Annotated in this window: 13 protein-coding genes; 2 read left to right on the forward strand and 11 right to left on the reverse strand. The window is 26.3% G+C overall.

What is annotated here, in order from left to right:
* Position 1: 1 nt before the first annotated feature.
* From J2Z24_RS07235 to J2Z24_RS07250, 4 genes are all read right to left on the reverse strand, one after another.
* Positions 2-1,693 (reverse strand): B12-binding domain-containing radical SAM protein, encoded by a 1,692-nt coding sequence (locus J2Z24_RS07235; protein ID WP_111947478.1) that lies wholly within the window; start codon positions 1,691-1,693, stop codon positions 2-4.
* Between the two features lie 16 nt (positions 1,694-1,709).
* Positions 1,710-2,231, reverse strand: a complete 522-nt coding sequence (locus tag J2Z24_RS07240) for a hypothetical protein (protein WP_035148440.1) — start codon at positions 2,229-2,231, stop codon at positions 1,710-1,712.
* Positions 2,232-2,353: 122 nt separating this feature from the next.
* The gene (locus J2Z24_RS07245) at positions 2,354-3,064 is read right to left on the reverse strand and encodes a phospholipase C (RefSeq protein ID WP_035148442.1); all 711 of its coding nucleotides are present in this window, start codon (positions 3,062-3,064) and stop codon (positions 2,354-2,356) included.
* Positions 3,065-3,178: 114 nt separating this feature from the next.
* Complete coding sequence (locus J2Z24_RS07250) at positions 3,179-3,748, reverse strand: ferritin-like domain-containing protein (protein WP_035148443.1); 570 nt, start codon at positions 3,746-3,748, stop codon at positions 3,179-3,181.
* 207 nt (positions 3,749-3,955) lie between these two features.
* Between J2Z24_RS07250 and J2Z24_RS07255 the strand changes: the two genes are divergently transcribed.
* Both J2Z24_RS07255 and spoVB read left to right on the forward strand, forming a co-directional pair.
* Positions 3,956-5,176: a dicarboxylate/amino acid:cation symporter gene (locus tag J2Z24_RS07255; RefSeq protein ID WP_035148444.1), complete on the forward strand. Its 1,221-nt coding sequence runs from the start codon at positions 3,956-3,958 to the stop codon at positions 5,174-5,176.
* 162 nt (positions 5,177-5,338) lie between these two features.
* Entirely contained in the window at positions 5,339-6,838 is a 1,500-nt protein-coding gene (spoVB, locus tag J2Z24_RS07260; protein ID WP_035148445.1) for a stage V sporulation protein B, read from the forward strand.
* A 16-nt stretch (positions 6,839-6,854) separates the two neighbouring features.
* On the opposite strand, the gene J2Z24_RS07265 is transcribed toward spoVB, so the two are convergent.
* The 7 genes from J2Z24_RS07265 to J2Z24_RS07295 form a co-directional block, all read right to left on the reverse strand.
* Positions 6,855-8,453, reverse strand: coding sequence for a putative polysaccharide biosynthesis protein (locus J2Z24_RS07265; RefSeq protein ID WP_035148447.1), 1,599 nt, complete (start codon positions 8,451-8,453; stop codon positions 6,855-6,857).
* Between the two features lie 19 nt (positions 8,454-8,472).
* On the reverse strand, positions 8,473-9,435 hold the full coding sequence (locus J2Z24_RS07270; protein ID WP_035148448.1) for an RluA family pseudouridine synthase: 963 nt from the start codon (positions 9,433-9,435) through the stop codon (positions 8,473-8,475).
* A 96-nt stretch (positions 9,436-9,531) separates the two neighbouring features.
* Positions 9,532-10,707, reverse strand: coding sequence for a M20 metallopeptidase family protein (locus tag J2Z24_RS07275; protein ID WP_035148460.1), 1,176 nt, complete (start codon positions 10,705-10,707; stop codon positions 9,532-9,534).
* A 2-nt stretch (positions 10,708-10,709) separates the two neighbouring features.
* The gene (locus J2Z24_RS07280) at positions 10,710-12,899 is read right to left on the reverse strand and encodes a cell division protein FtsA (protein WP_035148449.1); all 2,190 of its coding nucleotides are present in this window, start codon (positions 12,897-12,899) and stop codon (positions 10,710-10,712) included.
* A gap of 95 nt (positions 12,900-12,994) precedes the next feature.
* Positions 12,995-13,294, reverse strand: coding sequence for a hypothetical protein (locus J2Z24_RS07285; RefSeq protein WP_035148450.1), 300 nt, complete (start codon positions 13,292-13,294; stop codon positions 12,995-12,997).
* Positions 13,295-13,478: 184 nt separating this feature from the next.
* Positions 13,479-15,659, reverse strand: coding sequence for an ATP-dependent helicase (locus J2Z24_RS07290; RefSeq protein WP_035148451.1), 2,181 nt, complete (start codon positions 15,657-15,659; stop codon positions 13,479-13,481).
* A gap of 602 nt (positions 15,660-16,261) precedes the next feature.
* The gene (locus J2Z24_RS07295) at positions 16,262-17,200 is read right to left on the reverse strand and encodes an ankyrin repeat domain-containing protein (RefSeq protein WP_241392968.1); all 939 of its coding nucleotides are present in this window, start codon (positions 17,198-17,200) and stop codon (positions 16,262-16,264) included.
* Positions 17,201-17,204 lie beyond the last annotated feature (4 nt).

The raw sequence follows: 17,204 nt of genomic DNA on the forward strand, positions 1-17,204 counted from the left end.
GTTAGATTTTTAACCAACTTTTGTCCTTTTCGTAAAAAAGTATAAAAATTTCTCCTTTTTCTATATTATTATCTTCTATAAACTTACATATATCTACTTTAAACTTTTCTATATGATAACTATTTATAGATTTATATTTATTTATTATTCCCTTATTTATTAAATCTTCTTTAATTTTTCTTTCCATATTTTTATCTTCTTCTCTATATAAAAATTCCGGTAGCCACTTTTTTTTGTTAAATCTTAAATAATCAAATTTTATTATTTCTTTTAAAACCTCTTGTTCTTCCTTTATTATCTCCTTATTAAATTCTAAAAAAACTTTATAATAATCTACAGAAGATATATTTCTTGAAAAATATCCTTTAAAGTAAAAAAATTCACCTAAAGCATGATAAAAATCATAGGGGGTTTCAAATTTATCTATAAAATATTTTAATATAGTAGAAAACTTTCCAGAATTATAGTATTTATCAACCATTTCCTCAACTCTTTTTAATTTAAGCAATTCCTCATAACTTATGTCCTTTGTTTTAAGTATCTCATAAGGCGGATAAGGTGAATGAACCATTCCCCATTTTTCTTTTTCTTCTCTCATTTTTGACCCTTTAAGTAGCTTTAAAAATCCTAATTGTATTTCCTCTGAATGAATAGTATATAAGTCATTGAAAGAATTTTTAAAAGAACTGTAACTTTCTCCTGGTAGTCCTGCTATAAGGTCCAAATGTTGTTTAATATTTTTAATGCCCATAAGTTCTTCAACTTTTTCTTTTATGTCTTTAAAATTAGCAGTTCTATTAATATTTCTTAAAATTTCATTATTAGTAGTCTGTACTCCAACTTCAAATTGAAATCTTTCCTTTGGTGCTCTAGATAATATCTTTATTTCTTCTTCAGTTAATATATCTGCTGATATCTCAAAATGAAAAGTTGTTTCTGTATCTTGCTCTATTAAAAATTTCCATACATCCATAGCAAAATTAACGTTACAATTAAAGGTTCTATCAACAAACTTCACTAGTCTAACCTTTTTATCTATAAAAAATTTCAACTCTTTTTTTACTCTATTTATATCTAAAAATCTTACTCCATGAATTGTAGAAGATAAACAATATTTACAGTTGAACGGACATCCTCTTGATGCTTCATAATAAACAATCTTATTATCTAAGTTTTCATCTTCACTATAAGGAAATATTAGCTTATTCATATCCATTAAATTTCTTTTTCCATTATACGAAATTCTATCATCATCTAAATAATAAATACCTTTAATATCTTTAATATTATAAATTTTTGATTTATTATAATTAATTTTATATTCTATTAATTCTCTAAAACACTCTTCACCTTCCCCTTCAATTACATAATCGCAATCTTTATTCTTCAAATAACTTTTCCCATCATAAGATACCTCTGGTCCTCCAAATACTATAATTATGTCCTTATTAATTAACTTTATAAGATTAGAAATCTTTTCTACATACTCAATATTCCATATGTAACATGAAAAAGCTACCATATCCGGCCTCTCATATATAATCTCTTGAACTATTCTTTCTATTCTGTCATTAATAGAAAATTCTTTTAAAACACAATCATATTGCAAATCCTTTGTATATGCTTTTAAGTACCTTATAGCTAAATTGCTGTGAATAAACTTTGAATTTACTGCAGTTAATATTACTTTCATTTCTTTCGTCCTTTCTTTATTCCTTATTTTTCTTACTAGCCTTTATATAATATATCCCCTCCTTTTCCTCTATATTAATAATTTTAAAATCCTCTTCAATCAGCTTTGATATACTTTCTCTAGAATTATCTTTTAAAATATTTATATCTTTTAATTGTATTTCTTTTATGTTGTTTTCTGGTAAAATAATTTTTATTTTATTAAAAAAAGTTTTATTATACCCTTTATCTATATCCCAAATATATAGACATCCATCTTTATTTAAATACTCATATATATCCTTTAATAGATTTTTTTTACTTTTTTTAAGCCAAATATTACTTAACGTAAAAAATAATATACAACTATCATAAATCCCCTTTTCTATATTTTTTCCTTCCTCTTTTCCATTTATATATTCTAACTCAATGTTGTCTCTAATCTCTTTATTAAAATATTTATATACATTGTATATTATTCCATTATTACTAACTCCTATATCTAAGATATTTCCTTTAAAATATTCTTGCTGTAACTTTAATTGTATCTCTTCTTTCAAATAAAAATCACCCCTTTTCTTCATATATTGTCATCTATAGTTATAATAATATTCCTATAATTATATACATTCTTCTAAAATCAAAAAAATCCTCCAAAATGAAGGATTTTTTATTTTATCACTCAATCTAGTTCTTCTTTTATTATTTCATAATAGTCCATCATAAAGCCTGCTGTTGTTCTTTGAGCCTCTTTTAAAACTGTAGAGGCTATATTTTCATATCTCTGCTCTCTATTTCTTATATTTATATTTTTTAAGTAAGTGTTATTAGCTAAAAACGCATTATTTACTATATAATCTTCCAAATTACAATATCTCACTACTCCACTGTTAGCCATAAAAGAAAAATCACTCATAAGTCTACTTATTATCCATAATTCAAATTTTCTATGACTTTTTAAAAGCTTATTATTTACATGTTGTGGTACAGTAACATCTTGTATTAAATGACATGCTGCTCCAAAGTAAAACATGGATCTTTCAATGTTCTTTTCCTTCAAATAATGTAGTGACTTTTCATAGTATTTCTTACACTCGCTTAAAGCATTAGAAAAACCATATAAACCTCTTCCTTTGCTAAAATGATAAAAATGATTGGAGCTTTTAAAATCTTGGTCTGCCCAAGTTGTCCCCTTATTAATATAACCTACATTCTTCTTAAAAAATTCATATTCTTCAATATATCCATCATTTTCAAGTATTTCTAACGCTTGAATAACTATAAACTTGTGAACTGTACAATAAGTCTTTAAAAACTTTTTCTTTAATGGATTTACAGCATGAAACAAACCTCTTAATGCACTACCATAGGTTTTTTCTATCCTATTATTCATAATATGACACTTTCTCCTTTTAATGGGAATATATAATTTATAAACTCATTTATTATGATGGTTTATTTTTTTTTATTATACTCTTTTATATAAATATTTCAATAATAAAACTTATTATTTTATTGTTAAATTTATATGCTCTTTTTCCACTTTAGATAAAGCATTAAATATTTCTTTTAGCCTACTACTTGAAACTTCCTCTGAATATTTATTATAATATTCCACTGCATGCTTTTCTCTTTTATTTGCTAATTTTATTAAATTCTCTTCATCATATTTTTTGTAGTCCATTTCTCTAAGAATTGGTAACTCCTTAAATCCTCCAAGAGATTTGTGAATTCTGGCATAATTAAATTCAATTTTAGCAAGAGATTTAAACATATTCTTTATTTCAATTGTATTTACTAATTCTGAAGCTTTTTGGTAAAAATCACCATTAAATACTTCCAATTTCATAGCGTGATCTAATATTTTAGAGATATTACTATCTACTAAAGATACAGGATTATTTAATAACTGCACTTCCCCCTGTGCAAGTTCCTTTAAATATATGCCTCTAACACCGCAGAATGGGCAGTGTTTAATATTATCTACAGAATTAAAATCTTCAAATGCCTCTTCATTTAGGTTATAGTTTTTTTCATTTATTATCATACCACAAATAGTACATATATATTTAATCATACTATCTCTCCTTACCATAAAATTTATCTTACTTTTTTACAAATTAATTCTACCTCAAATGTATATATTATTCTAGTTAATTATTACCACAAAAAATATATGAAAGTTAATTATTTTTCCATTGCATTTTCATACATATTCTTATAAAATTGTTCTATGATAAATTTATAATATTTGTTCTATCTTATAATTTAGGAGGCATTATTTATGGTTATTAAAAAGAAAAGTATTTTTGCAAGTTTAGGAGCAGTAATAATTCTTTCAATGTTTCTTGGTATTATAGCAGGTACATTTATGGGAAAAAACGCTTCCATCTTTGCTCCATTAGGAGATATTTTTATGCAATTAATAAAAATGGTAGTTGTTCCTCTAGTAGCTTTCTCTATAATCACAGGAGCTGCTTCTATTGGAGATACTAAATCAGCAGGAAAAATTGGTATTGCAACCTTTGGATATTATATGTTTACAACTGCTGTAGCTGTTATAATAGGATTAGTTTTTGGAGAATTATTTAAACCAGGTGCAGGTGTACCTGTAGAATCTTTAAAATCAATGTTTTCAAATGAATTTGCTACAAAAGGTGATCTTCCTGGATTCTGGGATACACTTAAAGGTATTATTCCAGAAAATCCCATAAAAGCATTAGTTGATGGAAATATACTTCAGATAATATTCTTTAGTTTATTCCTTGGTTTTGGAATATCCTCTCTAGAAAGAGATAAAAAAGATTTCTTAGTTAAAGTCTTTAATTGCATTAATGATGCATTAATATTCATTATAATGAAAGTAATGTATGTAGCTCCTATAGGTGTATTCGCCCTTATGGCAGATGCTACTGGAACTTTTGGCTATGAAATATTAAAACGTATATTTGTATTATTTATTGTATATTTAGGAGCCTTAATTCTTCATAATTTTGGAATATATTCATTAAATCTAAAACTATTTTCAAAAATGTCCTTAAAAAAATTCTGGTCTAATATATATAAACCTGAATTAGTAGCGTTATCTACAGCATCTTCTATGGCCACTCTTCCTATAAACATGGAAGTTTGTGAAAAAGATTTGGGAATATCAAAAGAAACTTCTTCTTTTGTTCTACCATTAGGTGCCACTATAAATATGGATGGTAATGCTATATACTATGCTCTTGTAAGCTGTTTTTTTGCACAAATGTTTGGAATTAATTTAGGTATTCCTCAATATGTAGCAATAATTCTAACAGCAACTATAGGATCAATAGGACAAGCTGGTGTGCCTGGTCCTACTCTACTAGTTGTAGCAGTGTTGCTTTCTGCTAATATACCTGTAGTTGGATTACCTATACTATTTGGAGTAGATAGAATATTTGACATGTTAAGAACTTCAGTTAATATAACTGGTGATGCTTCTTGTGCTATAATCGTGGATGGACTTAGAAAATCTTAAACTATAAAAACTTAAATAATTTGAAAATAACAGAAAAAAGAATATAGAATGTATTCTTTTTTCTGTTATTTACTTTATGAAAGATTACATATGAAAATTTATTGTAATATTTAATCTTTCTCTGAATAAATATTTATTGTTAACAATTCATGGAGTTATATAATGAAAAAAGACACCTTCTTTAGGGATTCTTTTATATTAACTGTATCAAATCTTACAACAGGTATATTAGGATTTACTTTTTCCGTAATATTGTCTCATAAACTTGGTGCAGAAGGTATGGGACTTTATGGGCTTATAATGCCAATATATAACTTGTTTATATGTTTAATTTCTGGTGGAATGATAGCTGCTATATCTAAAGTATCTGCAGAGTTTATAAGTAAAAAGGATTTTATAAATTTGAATAAAACTGTAGATGTATCTATAGCTTTTGATATAATATGGGGTTTATTTATTATTTCTTTAGTTTTTATAAATGCCTCTTCTATTAGTAAATACATAATTAAAGATATTAGAGCACTAAATGCAGTTAAAATTATTTGTCCTGCAATGCTTTTTATAGCTGTATCTTCAATATTGAAAGGTTACTTCTATGGTATATCTAAAATTAAAATACCTGCTTTTATAGATATATTTGAAAAAACTTTAAGAATCCTAATAATTTTAAGTGTTACGGCTACATTTTCTTTGTACCAAATAAAAGATACTGTAACTTCTGCATATATAGCTTTAACTATTGGTGAGTTTATTAGTACTTCTCTTTTATATATTTTTTATAGAACATATAAAAATAAAATAATTTATACTCCTTATGAAAGAGAAAGTAGAGCTCAGTTATTATTTAATGTAATATCTATTTCTTTTCCTCTATGTATAAATGGTTTTCTATCTACTGCATTATCTACTATTTCTACATTAATTGTACCTAGAAGACTTGTATATGCTGGATTTAGCTATAGTAATGCGTTATCTACTATTGGTAAATTTACAGGTATGAGTTTAACTATAGTTTATTTTCCAATGTTAGTTATAAATTCAATGTCTACAATACTTATACCAGACATTTCCCAAAGTGTTAGCAATAAAAATTATTGGGCAACGGAAGATAGAATTAAAACTGTATTAAAAATAGGACTTTTATTAGGTATATCCACTATGCTTATATGTATAACCATCCCCCATTCTTTAGGTATTCTTTTTTTTCAAAGAAAAGATTTAGGCAAATATATTTTATTTTCTTCCTTAGCTGCACCCTTTGTTTACACTTCTGCCACTACCTTTGGAATATTAAATGGTTTAGGGAAACAAGGAATATTATTAAGAAATTCATTAATTGTATCGATTGAAGAAATAATTTTATTATTTATCTTAGTAGGAATACCTAATATAAACATATACGGCTATGGCTTAAGTCTAATTATTACTTCTTCTACCACATTATTATTAAACTGTTATGAAATCAAAAAAAACTATTACTTAAAGTTAAATAGCAATGAACTCTTAATAATAGTCTTAACTTCTATTTTAATGTATTTCATGTTAAATATATTAAAAAATATAATCCCAGAAAATCTATTTATTATTAAATATTCCCTTATAATATTTTCAGGTTTTTCCCTATTATATATATGTAATAATCTTATAAAAAAAAGTGAATAGAAATTTTCTATTCACTTTATCTTATTCTTTCTGTCATAAATCTTGGTATTAATTTCATTAATTTTGAAGGTAAGTATCTAAGATCTTCCTTAGTTATTCCTCCAGTAAGTATTAATGAAAATAAATAAGCATAAATTCCTGCAACCACTGCTATAGTAGTTCCAAATGCATTAGATAAATAAGATATTCCTAATATCCCCTTAAATAAATAGTAAATAGTATAAACAACTATACTCATAAATAATGATGAAAGTATTGGTTTTAGCGCATGACTTAAAATCTTAGACTTTACTCCTAAAGACTTTCTTATCATTCTACTATTTAAAACAATAGGTATTAAATATCCTATTATACTTCCATATACAGCTCCTAGTATGTTTATTTTTGGTATTGATATTAAAAAATAATTTGCTAATATTTTAAAACCTATTCCTATTACAGAATATATAGTTGCTGTATAAAGTTTTCCAATACTTTGGAGAATTGTTGTTTGTATTTGCATTACTGACATTAATATTAATACAATAGATCCATATTTCATTAAAAATGAACCTTCTCCAAATTTAAGCATATAGAAAATAGGTTCACTTAAAACAGCTAGTCCAAAAGCTGATGGAATAGCTATTAAAAAGCATAACTTAAAAGCATACTTAATTTTATCTCTTACTTGCTCCCTATCCTTTAGTGCAGCGGCACTAGATATAGCAGGTAAAATAGCTACTGCTAATGAAGTTACTATAGCAATAGGTACATTTAAAAGCTGCTGATATTTTACAAGATATCCATAAAGACTTGATGCATAAGCATCATTTAGTCCTCCTGCCATAAGTCTAGCTTTTGTATTTCCAACATCAATTAAATTTCCTGCATAAGTCATTCCAACACATATGGTAATAGGGATTCCATAATTAGCAATTTTCTTTAATATTTGCTTTGTGCTATATCTCTTTACTTCTATGTTATTATATCCTTTAGGTACTTTTATTTTCTTATGCTTTTCATAAAATAATATTAAATAACTAGATGAAGCAAAAGCTCCTAAAGACGTCCCTATAGTTCCCCCTGCACATCCTGCCGCTATTCCATATTTAATAAGTAAAGCTGCAAACACTAAAGTAAAAATAGTATTTATTACTTGCTCAATTACCTGAGATACAGCTGTTGGAACCATATTCCCCCATCCTTGAAAATATCCTCTATAAGCTGATGCTATAGAAGTAAATAGTATTGCTGGAGCTAGTGCAAGAATTGATAAATAAGCTTTTTCATAATTAACTGCATTAGATAAACTCCTTGCAAAAATAATCATTATAATTGTCATAAAACTTCCTATTAAAAACAATATAAATCGTGATATTTTAAAGCTTTTTACTGCATCCTTATAATTTTTTACCGCTGTTAATTCTGATATCAGTTTTGATATGGCTATAGGTATTCCAGAATTAGTAATTACGTATATAAATACATATACTGAATATGCTGCTCCATAAACTCCATATCCTTCATCCGATATAATTCCTTTTAAAAAAGGAATATATAATAAAGATAATACTTTAACCATCATACCTGCAGCTGATAATATAGCAAATCCCTTAGTAGTTGACTGCTCCTTCATTTTCAAATCTCCTTATTAATTAAAACTTAAATACATCATTTTTAATCTTCTTTAAAACAGGAGGCAGAGTTTCTGCTATAGTTTTATTGTCCATATATTTTAATTTTTCTGTGCAATTTTTGAATATTACCTTATAAGCATATAGATATTGATAACTAATTCCATATCTATTATAAAAGAAACTATTCATTTTACCTTTACCATATTTATTGTCACCAACTATAGGGTTACCTAAATAACTTAAATGAGCTCTTAATTGATGGCTCCTTCCAGTTATTAATTCTATTTCAATTAATGAAAAAGTGCCACAACACTGTAAAGTCTTAACCTGCATAGCAACTTTCTTACTATCTTTATTTTTCTTTTCAGTAATAATAGATATATTTTTTTCATTGTCTTTTGAAATATATCCTTCATAAATACCATCTTTAATTCTCCCTGATACTAAGGCCTGATAGTATTTTCTTATTCTTCTTTCTCTAATCATTTCATTTAATTCTTTTAAAGCCTCGTAATTTTTACCAAATATAACTATTCCTGAAGTATTTCTATCTAATCTGTTGCAAGGTGCTGGTGTAAAAGTTATTTCATTTTCAGGTATGTAGTCTCCTTTATCCCAAAGATAAGTTAATACATAATCTGTTAATGTAGGTTCACCAATTTTCTTATCAGAATGTACTAAAACTCCTGGCCATTTTTCTACTAATAACATATTTTCATCTTCATATGTTATTTTTATTTTATTAAAATCTTCAACTTTAATGAAACTTTTAATTTTTTTACCTTGAGATACAATATCCTTAGTTTCAACTATATCTCCTATGTTAAGAGAATATTTTTCCTTAGTTCTTTTCCCATTGACCTTTATTTCCCCTTTTCTAATACTTCTATATATAGCCCCAAGTGGTACATCTTTTAACCATTTCCTTAAAAACTTATCTACTCTTTGCCCTGCTTCATTACTGCCTATTTCAATTCTCATTTGAACACTCCTTCAGAAAAATTTTTATATGTAATACTAGATTTATCTTCTTCTATCTTTTTTTTAATCTAAAAAATTACTTCATAATTTTTTAGATTACTTATTTAAAAAATCAAAAGCTACCTGGCATTGTAAAGCTACCCCAATAGGTAAACTATCTTCATCAATATCAAATAAACTTCCATGAGCAGGATTTATAATTCCTTTCTCATCATTTCTTACTCCTAAGTAATAGAATAACGAAGGCCTTTCCATGGAAAAATAAGCAAAACTCTCTACCCCCATATTAGGAGTATCCAATTTTATTATATTGTCATTACCTATCATATTGCCTGAACTATGCAAAAATAAATCATACATTTCATCATCATTATAAAGGCAAGGATAGCTCTCCTCTATTTCTATTTCACATTTTCCCCTTAATGAATTAGTAACACCTTCTACTATTTCTTTGAGTCTTCTTTTTACATACTCTCTTTGTTCCTTTTTCATAGTTCTTATTATTCCTGATATAATAACCTCTTCTGGAATTATATTTTGCGCCGTTCCTCCGTTTATGGAACCTATAGTTAAAACTCCTGGATCTACTGGTGGTAATTCTCTACTTATTATGGATTGTAAATTTACAATAATACTGCCTGCTATAAAAACAGGATCTACAGTAGTATGGGGATGTGCCCCATGTCCTCCCTTGCCCTTTATCTTTATAGTAAAAGGATTAGAAGCAGCATTTACTACTCCTTTTTTTATAGCAACTTTACCACATTGAATATTTTCATCTACATGAAGTCCTATAACTGCATCTACATAAGGATTTTCTAATACTTCATCTTTTATCATAATCTTAGCTCCTCCAGTAGTTTCCTCTGCAGGTTCAAAAAAAAGCTTTACATTTCCATTTAAGTTTTCCTTTATGTTATTTAAAATCAATGCTGTTCCCATTAATATAGTAGTATGAGCATCATGACCACAAGCATGCATTTTACCTTGAATTTTTGATGAGTAACTACATTTCTTATTATCATTTAGAGGAAGTGCATCCATATCTGCTCTTATAGCTATTGTTTTCTTTCCTTTTCCTTTAATAATAGCACAAACTCCTGTAGTTGCTGTTTCCCTATATTCAATGTTATTTTTAGCTAAAAAATCTTTTACTATTGAAGATGTTCTTTTCTCTTCATATCCAAGCTCTGGATTCATATGGAAATCCCTTCTCCAATTTATTAGATGTTCCTTCAAACTATATGCTTTATCTAAAAAATCAATTTTCATTTTTAATTCTCCCATCTTGCTTCTATTTTATCTCCTGAATGTAATACACTATTATAAGCTGCAGTTTTTTCATTTAATTTTAAAACTAAGGTTCCTTGAACTCTAGTTAAATCCATATCTATATAATTAAATATGTCTACAAATACATATTCCTTTTTACCTTTTAAGACAATTTTTTCTCCATTAACTATAATTTCAATAGAATTCTCATTATTAACACAGATCAGCTCATCATTTTCTGCTTTTTCTACAAAATCTTCATCTTTTATTAAATTATTATTTTCATGTTCATTTTCATTATTCATTTTGCTGTTTTCTAATAAATCATTTCCTAAAGCTAATTCTTCTATAGCATAGTTTTCTTCGTTACTACTAACTTCAATATCATCTTCTATATTAATCTTACCATGCCCATCAGTATTATCATTATTAACATTAGTTATACTTTCTTCTTTTATTTTATATATTCTATCCCCTTCCTTTATTATGTAATTATCATTCAGTTCCTTTCCATTTAAATAATAATTATAATTACTATTGTTTTCTTCATAGTATTTTTTAAAATCCTCTAAGGTTTCAACATTAATAATATCTACATTATCTCCATCTTTTATTTCTTCAGTCATATTAACAACTTTTCCATTAATTATTCCTATAGGTTCAATTCTATGTATTATATCATTTATATAAAAACTTATTGAGTATAATCTTTGAATATAATCCATAACTTTAGGACATGCATCTCTTCCATCTTTAGCAAAAATAATTTCTATATTCTGCCCTTCTTTAATCTCTGTATCTATACTTTCTAGTTTATTATCCACTTTTATTTCTGCATTAGACGCTAAAGATCCAAATGCTACTCTTTTAATTCCATTAAGAGTAAACTTTACGGATTTTCCATTTTTGCCTATAAGCATCTTAGGATTTATGCCTGCTTGCAATATAACATCCATAACAGTATGGTTATGAGAATTAAATAAACTTACAATATTTCCATTTAACATTACATCAATAAAATCATGTCCAAGTTGTTTTATTGATATTAAAGCTATACCTAATACAGTAACACCTATACTTCCTAAGCTATTGTCATTACAAAGGCAATTTGTTACAGCATCTCTTCCTTTTATTCCAATTCTTCCAGCTGGTATGTTTAATATATTAGCTATAGCCTCTTTCATGCCATAAGTATAAGCACCTCCACCTACTAAAAAAACCGCACTAGGAGCTTTTCCTCCATTTAACTCTATTATTTTTCTTCCTATTTCTTCTCCTATCTTTGTTACAACTGGTTTAATTATATTTTTCACTTCTTCACAATTTATTTCATTTTCTAATCCTAATACATCTATATATTTTATTACATCACTAACATTCACTTGTCTCTTTATATTTTCAGCAGTATTAAAATCCACCAAACAGCTTTGTGCTATAACTTCTGTAATTTCATCTCCTGCTAAAGATACCATACCATATGCACTTATGGTATCATTATTACTTATAGCAATATCAGATGTACCTGCTCCTATATCTACTAAAGCTAAATTTAACAACCTTAAATTTTTAGGAATAGCAGCTTCCATAGCCGCTATAGGCTCCAATGTTAAGCTAATAACTTTAAGACCTACCTTTTCCATAACTGAATATATACTATCTATTACAGATCTAGGAAGAAAAGTGGCTATTATATCTGTGGCTATATTCTCTCCTTTATGTGATATTAAGTTATTAATTATATATCCATTTAAATAATAATTTATAACACTATATCCTACACAATAAAGTCTACCTCCTGTTTCTTTATTTATTTCCTCTTCTGCTTTTTTTACACCAGTTAATTCTAAACTTCTTACTAAATCTTTATCTATTTCCCTATTGTAATCAATATCAATCTCTGTTTTAGATACAACTGTCTTTAAAAATCTTCCTGCAGCAGCTATGGCTACTCCAGCTATATTAATATTTAGTTTTTCTTCTAGGTTATTTTTTACTCTATTAACTGCATTAGCAACTAAATTAATGTCATGAATTTGTCCATCAATCATGGCTCTTTCTTCATGTTCTACATATACTTCATGTAATACTTGAAACTTTTTATCTCTAACTACTCCAACAGTTCCTATGACAGATCTAGTTCCTATATCCAAGGCAAATATTATATCCTGAGGATTTATATTTGTATTCTTCATAATAGCTCCCTCTTTTTTTTACAATTTAAAAGCTCATATTCTAAGAATATGAGCTTAATAAAATTATATAACATTATTTTCAAACATTCAACAAACTACTCCATTAACTTTATTGTACCACAATTTTCATTTATGTATGGTAAATTTTTCACCACTGCATAAACATATTTAAATTTTAACTCATCTTTAGAGTTTACACTATCCATTGGAAGTTCATTAAAATATAACATATTACACCAAAAGTCAATAAAGTCCTGTTTATCTATAAAATAATTACCTTCACTATCCTTTACTATAAACCCATCATTATATTTTTCTATTATTTGAATATCTTCAATTTTGTCTTTAGAAATAATATCTATTACATCGTTCCACATTTGTTTAAATGCTATCATTTAATTCCCCTCCTATATTAATTTATCACTACAGATTAAACCTAAAAATAGTATATCATATATTGCTTTTATGTCAATTATATAAAGAATAAACTAAAATTTATTATAATACATTTATGGTATATATATGAGTTTTTTCTGCCTTTTTTTTATTTATGTGTACATTTAACAAAAAACCACATATTTATTTGTTATTAAACAAATTATTAAATTGTATTTTATCTATACAAAAATTTCTTATTATATTGTTATGAAATACTACACTTATTTTATCCTTTTTTATATTATCTATTATGCCTTTGCCGAAGTAGAAATGAACCACTTCATCCCCTTTTTTATAATCTTCATAATTTATTTTATAAGTTAATCCACATTCCTTTATGAATCTTGAAGGAATTAAATATGTTTTTCTATTACTTTTTGGTATGAAAAAATAAATTTTTTCAATTGCTCTAGTTATGCCTACATAAAAAAGTCTTCTCTCTTCTTCTAAATTAAAATTCTCATCTTTTATATATGGTATATTTCCATCATTACAATTTATTATGAACACATTTTTAAATTCCATTCCCTTTACTCCATGAATTGTACTTAGAGTTACCCCTTCCTGCTGAAAAATACTTTTATTATTTGTTAATTCTACATACTCTATAAAATCTCTTATAGATGTAAAGTCCTTAATACTTTCTTCTATTTCATTAACTATATAGAACAACTCGTCTTCATCCATATTTAACTTTTTATTATAATACTCAATATAATTTATATATCCTATACTATTTAATATATAATCTATGATTTTTTCAAAAGGAAGTTTTAAAAGTCTATTTAAACTCTTTTCTAATTGCTTAATAGCTTTTATATTCATAGAAGAAATATCCTCATTGTACAGCAAATCAAAACAATTATCTTTTATAGTACTATCATATAATTTATTTATAATTGTTCTACTTATATATCTAAAAGGCCTATTTATGATCCTTATTAAGCTATCTTTATCTTTTCTATTTAAAGATAGCTTTAAATAAGCTATTATATCTTTGAATATAAAATGCTCATATAAAGTAAATTGTTTCTGTAAAAGTTTAAAAGGTATATTATTTTTTAAAAACTTATCTATTAAAATTACACTTTCAATATTTCTTCTGTAAATTATAGAAAAATCTTCATAGGAGTAATTTTTTGAATGAACTAAATATTTTATCTCATCACATATTTTATTTACTTGTTCTTTTTCATCTTTAGTAAATTTTAAATTTACTTCCCCTGAAAACTTATTGTAGGCTTTCATTTTTTTATTATTTCTACAACAATTATTCCTTATAAGTTTTTCTGAAATGTTTACTATATGTTTACCACTTCTATAATTATTAAATAAAAACACTTTATTTCCGTTTAAGAAATAATTATGAAAGTTCACCATGCATTCTGGTTTAGATCCTCTAAATCCATATATACACTGATCTTCATCTCCAACAGCAAAAATAGAATTATTTTTGTTTAATAATTTTAAAATTTCAATTTGCATATTATCACAATCTTGAAATTCGTCTACTAAAATGTATTTAAATCTATCTCTATATTCATGAAGTACTTTCTTATTTTTTTGTAATAATTCCTTACATTTTAACTGTAAATCATCAAAATCTAATAAATTATAGTTTTCTTTATAACTCTCATATTCTAAATAGCAATTATAGAATACTTTTTTATCTAATTTGGACACAAATCTATTTATTTCTATATTATTACTTTTAAATAAAGATATATCATTTATTACTTCTTTTATCTTTTCTTGATTCAAATTATTTGTATAATCTTTTAAAAATTCTTCTACTAAATCATATTTTTCATTATCATTTATCATATTAATTTTTTTAAAATTTTTATTAAGTATGCTATAACATAAAGAATGAAAGGTGCCAAAAAACGGTAAAGATTTATTCTTTATATTATTTATATATCTATCCTTCATATTTTGTGATGCAGTTTTAGTAAAAGATAAAATCACAATATTTTCTGGTTTTATTTTCTCCTTATTTATTAAATAAATTACTCTGTTAGGTATGACACATGTTTTTTCTTCTATATCATTATTCAAATATTCCCTCATATATTTCAAATCCTCTAGTTTCAATGAATTAGGAACATAATCAGTATTATATACAGGACCAAATGTACATAAGTAGTCTAATCTATTTATTATAACAGTCGTTTTTCCTGACCCAGGGCATGCAATAATTACACAGTTATTAGAATTATTAAAAACTGCTTTTCTTTGCATTTCATCAAGATGCTGATATCGTTTTTCAATAATTTTATCCCTTAAGTAACAAAACTCTCTTTTTAATGTTTCTTCTATCATTATTTGTTCACCTAAATTCTACTTTCTCTATATACTAACCACTTACAAAATAAATAACCATAAAAGGTATCTGTAATGGCTAAAAATACAATTGATTGAAGAAAAACTGTAGGTGCTCTTCCTAAAAGTCCACTAAGACATGCTTTGGAGTATTCACATAAATAGAATTCTTGCCTTCAGAAGGAGTTTTTACTCCCACTGAAGCTTATTAACAGAATTCTTAGGAGTTTTACTCCTTAGAAGTCGTTATTCTTTAGGGGAAATCGTTATTCAGGGACGTATCCACTCTTTACTCCAACTTTAAAAAAGACCAGTATTAGAGTGGGTAGTCATCGGATAAACCTCCATCACATACACCTATTATATCTGCAATTTTATTAGCTACTGGACTTCCAGTATCAGCTACTTCTTTTGAACTATTGTAATTAGTTGCAATATTATACGTTTTTCTATAAATTCATATTTGATTATTGTTTATAAAAAACTCAAAAAATAAAAATGCACCTTTTGTCAAGCAGTGCATTTTTATAATTTAAAAACATTCTAAACATAAACCATAACGAAATCATTATTTTTTCATTATTCTATTTCTTTCCATAATATTAGTATTTTTTTATGTAATCCTCCCAATCATTAGGGTAAAGTTTTTTTATTCGTCCAAGTGCACGATCGTTAATTTTAGTGTCTCTGTAGTTTGCACCTTGCCTAGCAAATTCATCAACAATCTCCATTTTCATTTTGTATTCTTTTGAGTCTAAAGCAAATACCCAATCTCTTAATATATTAACCATGAAAAATTTATCATTTGGATCTTCCCCCTCAAAATTTTCTCTCCTATGATATGGATCTGTTATTTTTGCTTTCTTTTGAACAATTAAATAATATGCATATTCTGGTGTCTCGTCTGCTAACAGGGCTTCTTGTGCTGCTGTAGTTCCTGTTTGGGTTTTATAGTTAATATCAGCACCAGCTTCCACTAAGGCTTTAGTTTTTTCAATACCACATCCTATTGAATTCATTAATGGGCTAGAGCCTGGTTCTGTAACACTTGAATCACTACCAACATAATTTTTATTAGGATTAGCGCCATAACGTAATAAAAGTTTTACGTATTTTGGGTCTTTTTTAGCATCATTATCTATCCAAGAATATAATGCTGCCAAAAAAAGTGGTGTTTCCCCATTTTTTCTTGCTATATCAGGATTTGAACCACATTTTAGCAATGCTTCTGCAGATTCATATTTTTCCATTCCTATTGACCATAGTAATAAAGTAGATCCATATTTAGGATCTTGGTAATTTAACAATTCAGGTTTATCTTTTGCTATTTTTTCTATAGTGCTAGTTTTTTCATTCTTTACGGCTAAGGCTAATTGCCATACTGGTGTATTTTTGTAAATATTAATACTAGTAATTTTATACTCCCCCTTATTATGTGTTTCAGTGATTTTATTACGTAAATAATAAAAACATGTTATTATAATAAAAATTGGTATAATAAAAATTATTATTTTCTTCTTCATTGTTATATTTTTCTCCATTCTA

Source organism: Clostridium tetanomorphum, assembly GCF_017873215.1.
In the GTDB taxonomy this organism is placed as follows: domain Bacteria; phylum Bacillota; class Clostridia; order Clostridiales; family Clostridiaceae; genus Clostridium_AO; species Clostridium_AO tetanomorphum.

Coding starts and splice junctions, on each gene's coding strand:
- J2Z24_RS07235 (WP_111947478.1), bottom strand. CDS start 1,693: ATGAAAGTAATATTAACTGCAGTAAATTCAAAGTTTATTCACAGCAAT.
- J2Z24_RS07245 (WP_035148442.1), bottom strand. CDS start 3,064: ATGAATAATAGGATAGAAAAAACCTATGGTAGTGCATTAAGAGGTTTG.
- J2Z24_RS07250 (WP_035148443.1), bottom strand. CDS start 3,748: ATGATTAAATATATATGTACTATTTGTGGTATGATAATAAATGAAAAA.
- J2Z24_RS07255 (WP_035148444.1), top strand. CDS start 3,956: ATGGTTATTAAAAAGAAAAGTATTTTTGCAAGTTTAGGAGCAGTAATA.
- spoVB (WP_035148445.1), top strand. CDS start 5,339: ATGAAAAAAGACACCTTCTTTAGGGATTCTTTTATATTAACTGTATCA.
- J2Z24_RS07265 (WP_035148447.1), bottom strand. CDS start 8,453: ATGAAGGAGCAGTCAACTACTAAGGGATTTGCTATATTATCAGCTGCA.
- J2Z24_RS07270 (WP_035148448.1), bottom strand. CDS start 9,435: ATGAGAATTGAAATAGGCAGTAATGAAGCAGGGCAAAGAGTAGATAAG.
- J2Z24_RS07275 (WP_035148460.1), bottom strand. CDS start 10,707: ATGAAAATTGATTTTTTAGATAAAGCATATAGTTTGAAGGAACATCTA.
- J2Z24_RS07280 (WP_035148449.1), bottom strand. CDS start 12,899: ATGAAGAATACAAATATAAATCCTCAGGATATAATATTTGCCTTGGAT.
- J2Z24_RS07285 (WP_035148450.1), bottom strand. CDS start 13,294: ATGATAGCATTTAAACAAATGTGGAACGATGTAATAGATATTATTTCT.
- J2Z24_RS07290 (WP_035148451.1), bottom strand. CDS start 15,659: ATGATAGAAGAAACATTAAAAAGAGAGTTTTGTTACTTAAGGGATAAA.
- J2Z24_RS07295 (WP_241392968.1), bottom strand. CDS start 17,200: ATGGAGAAAAATATAACAATGAAGAAGAAAATAATAATTTTTATTATA.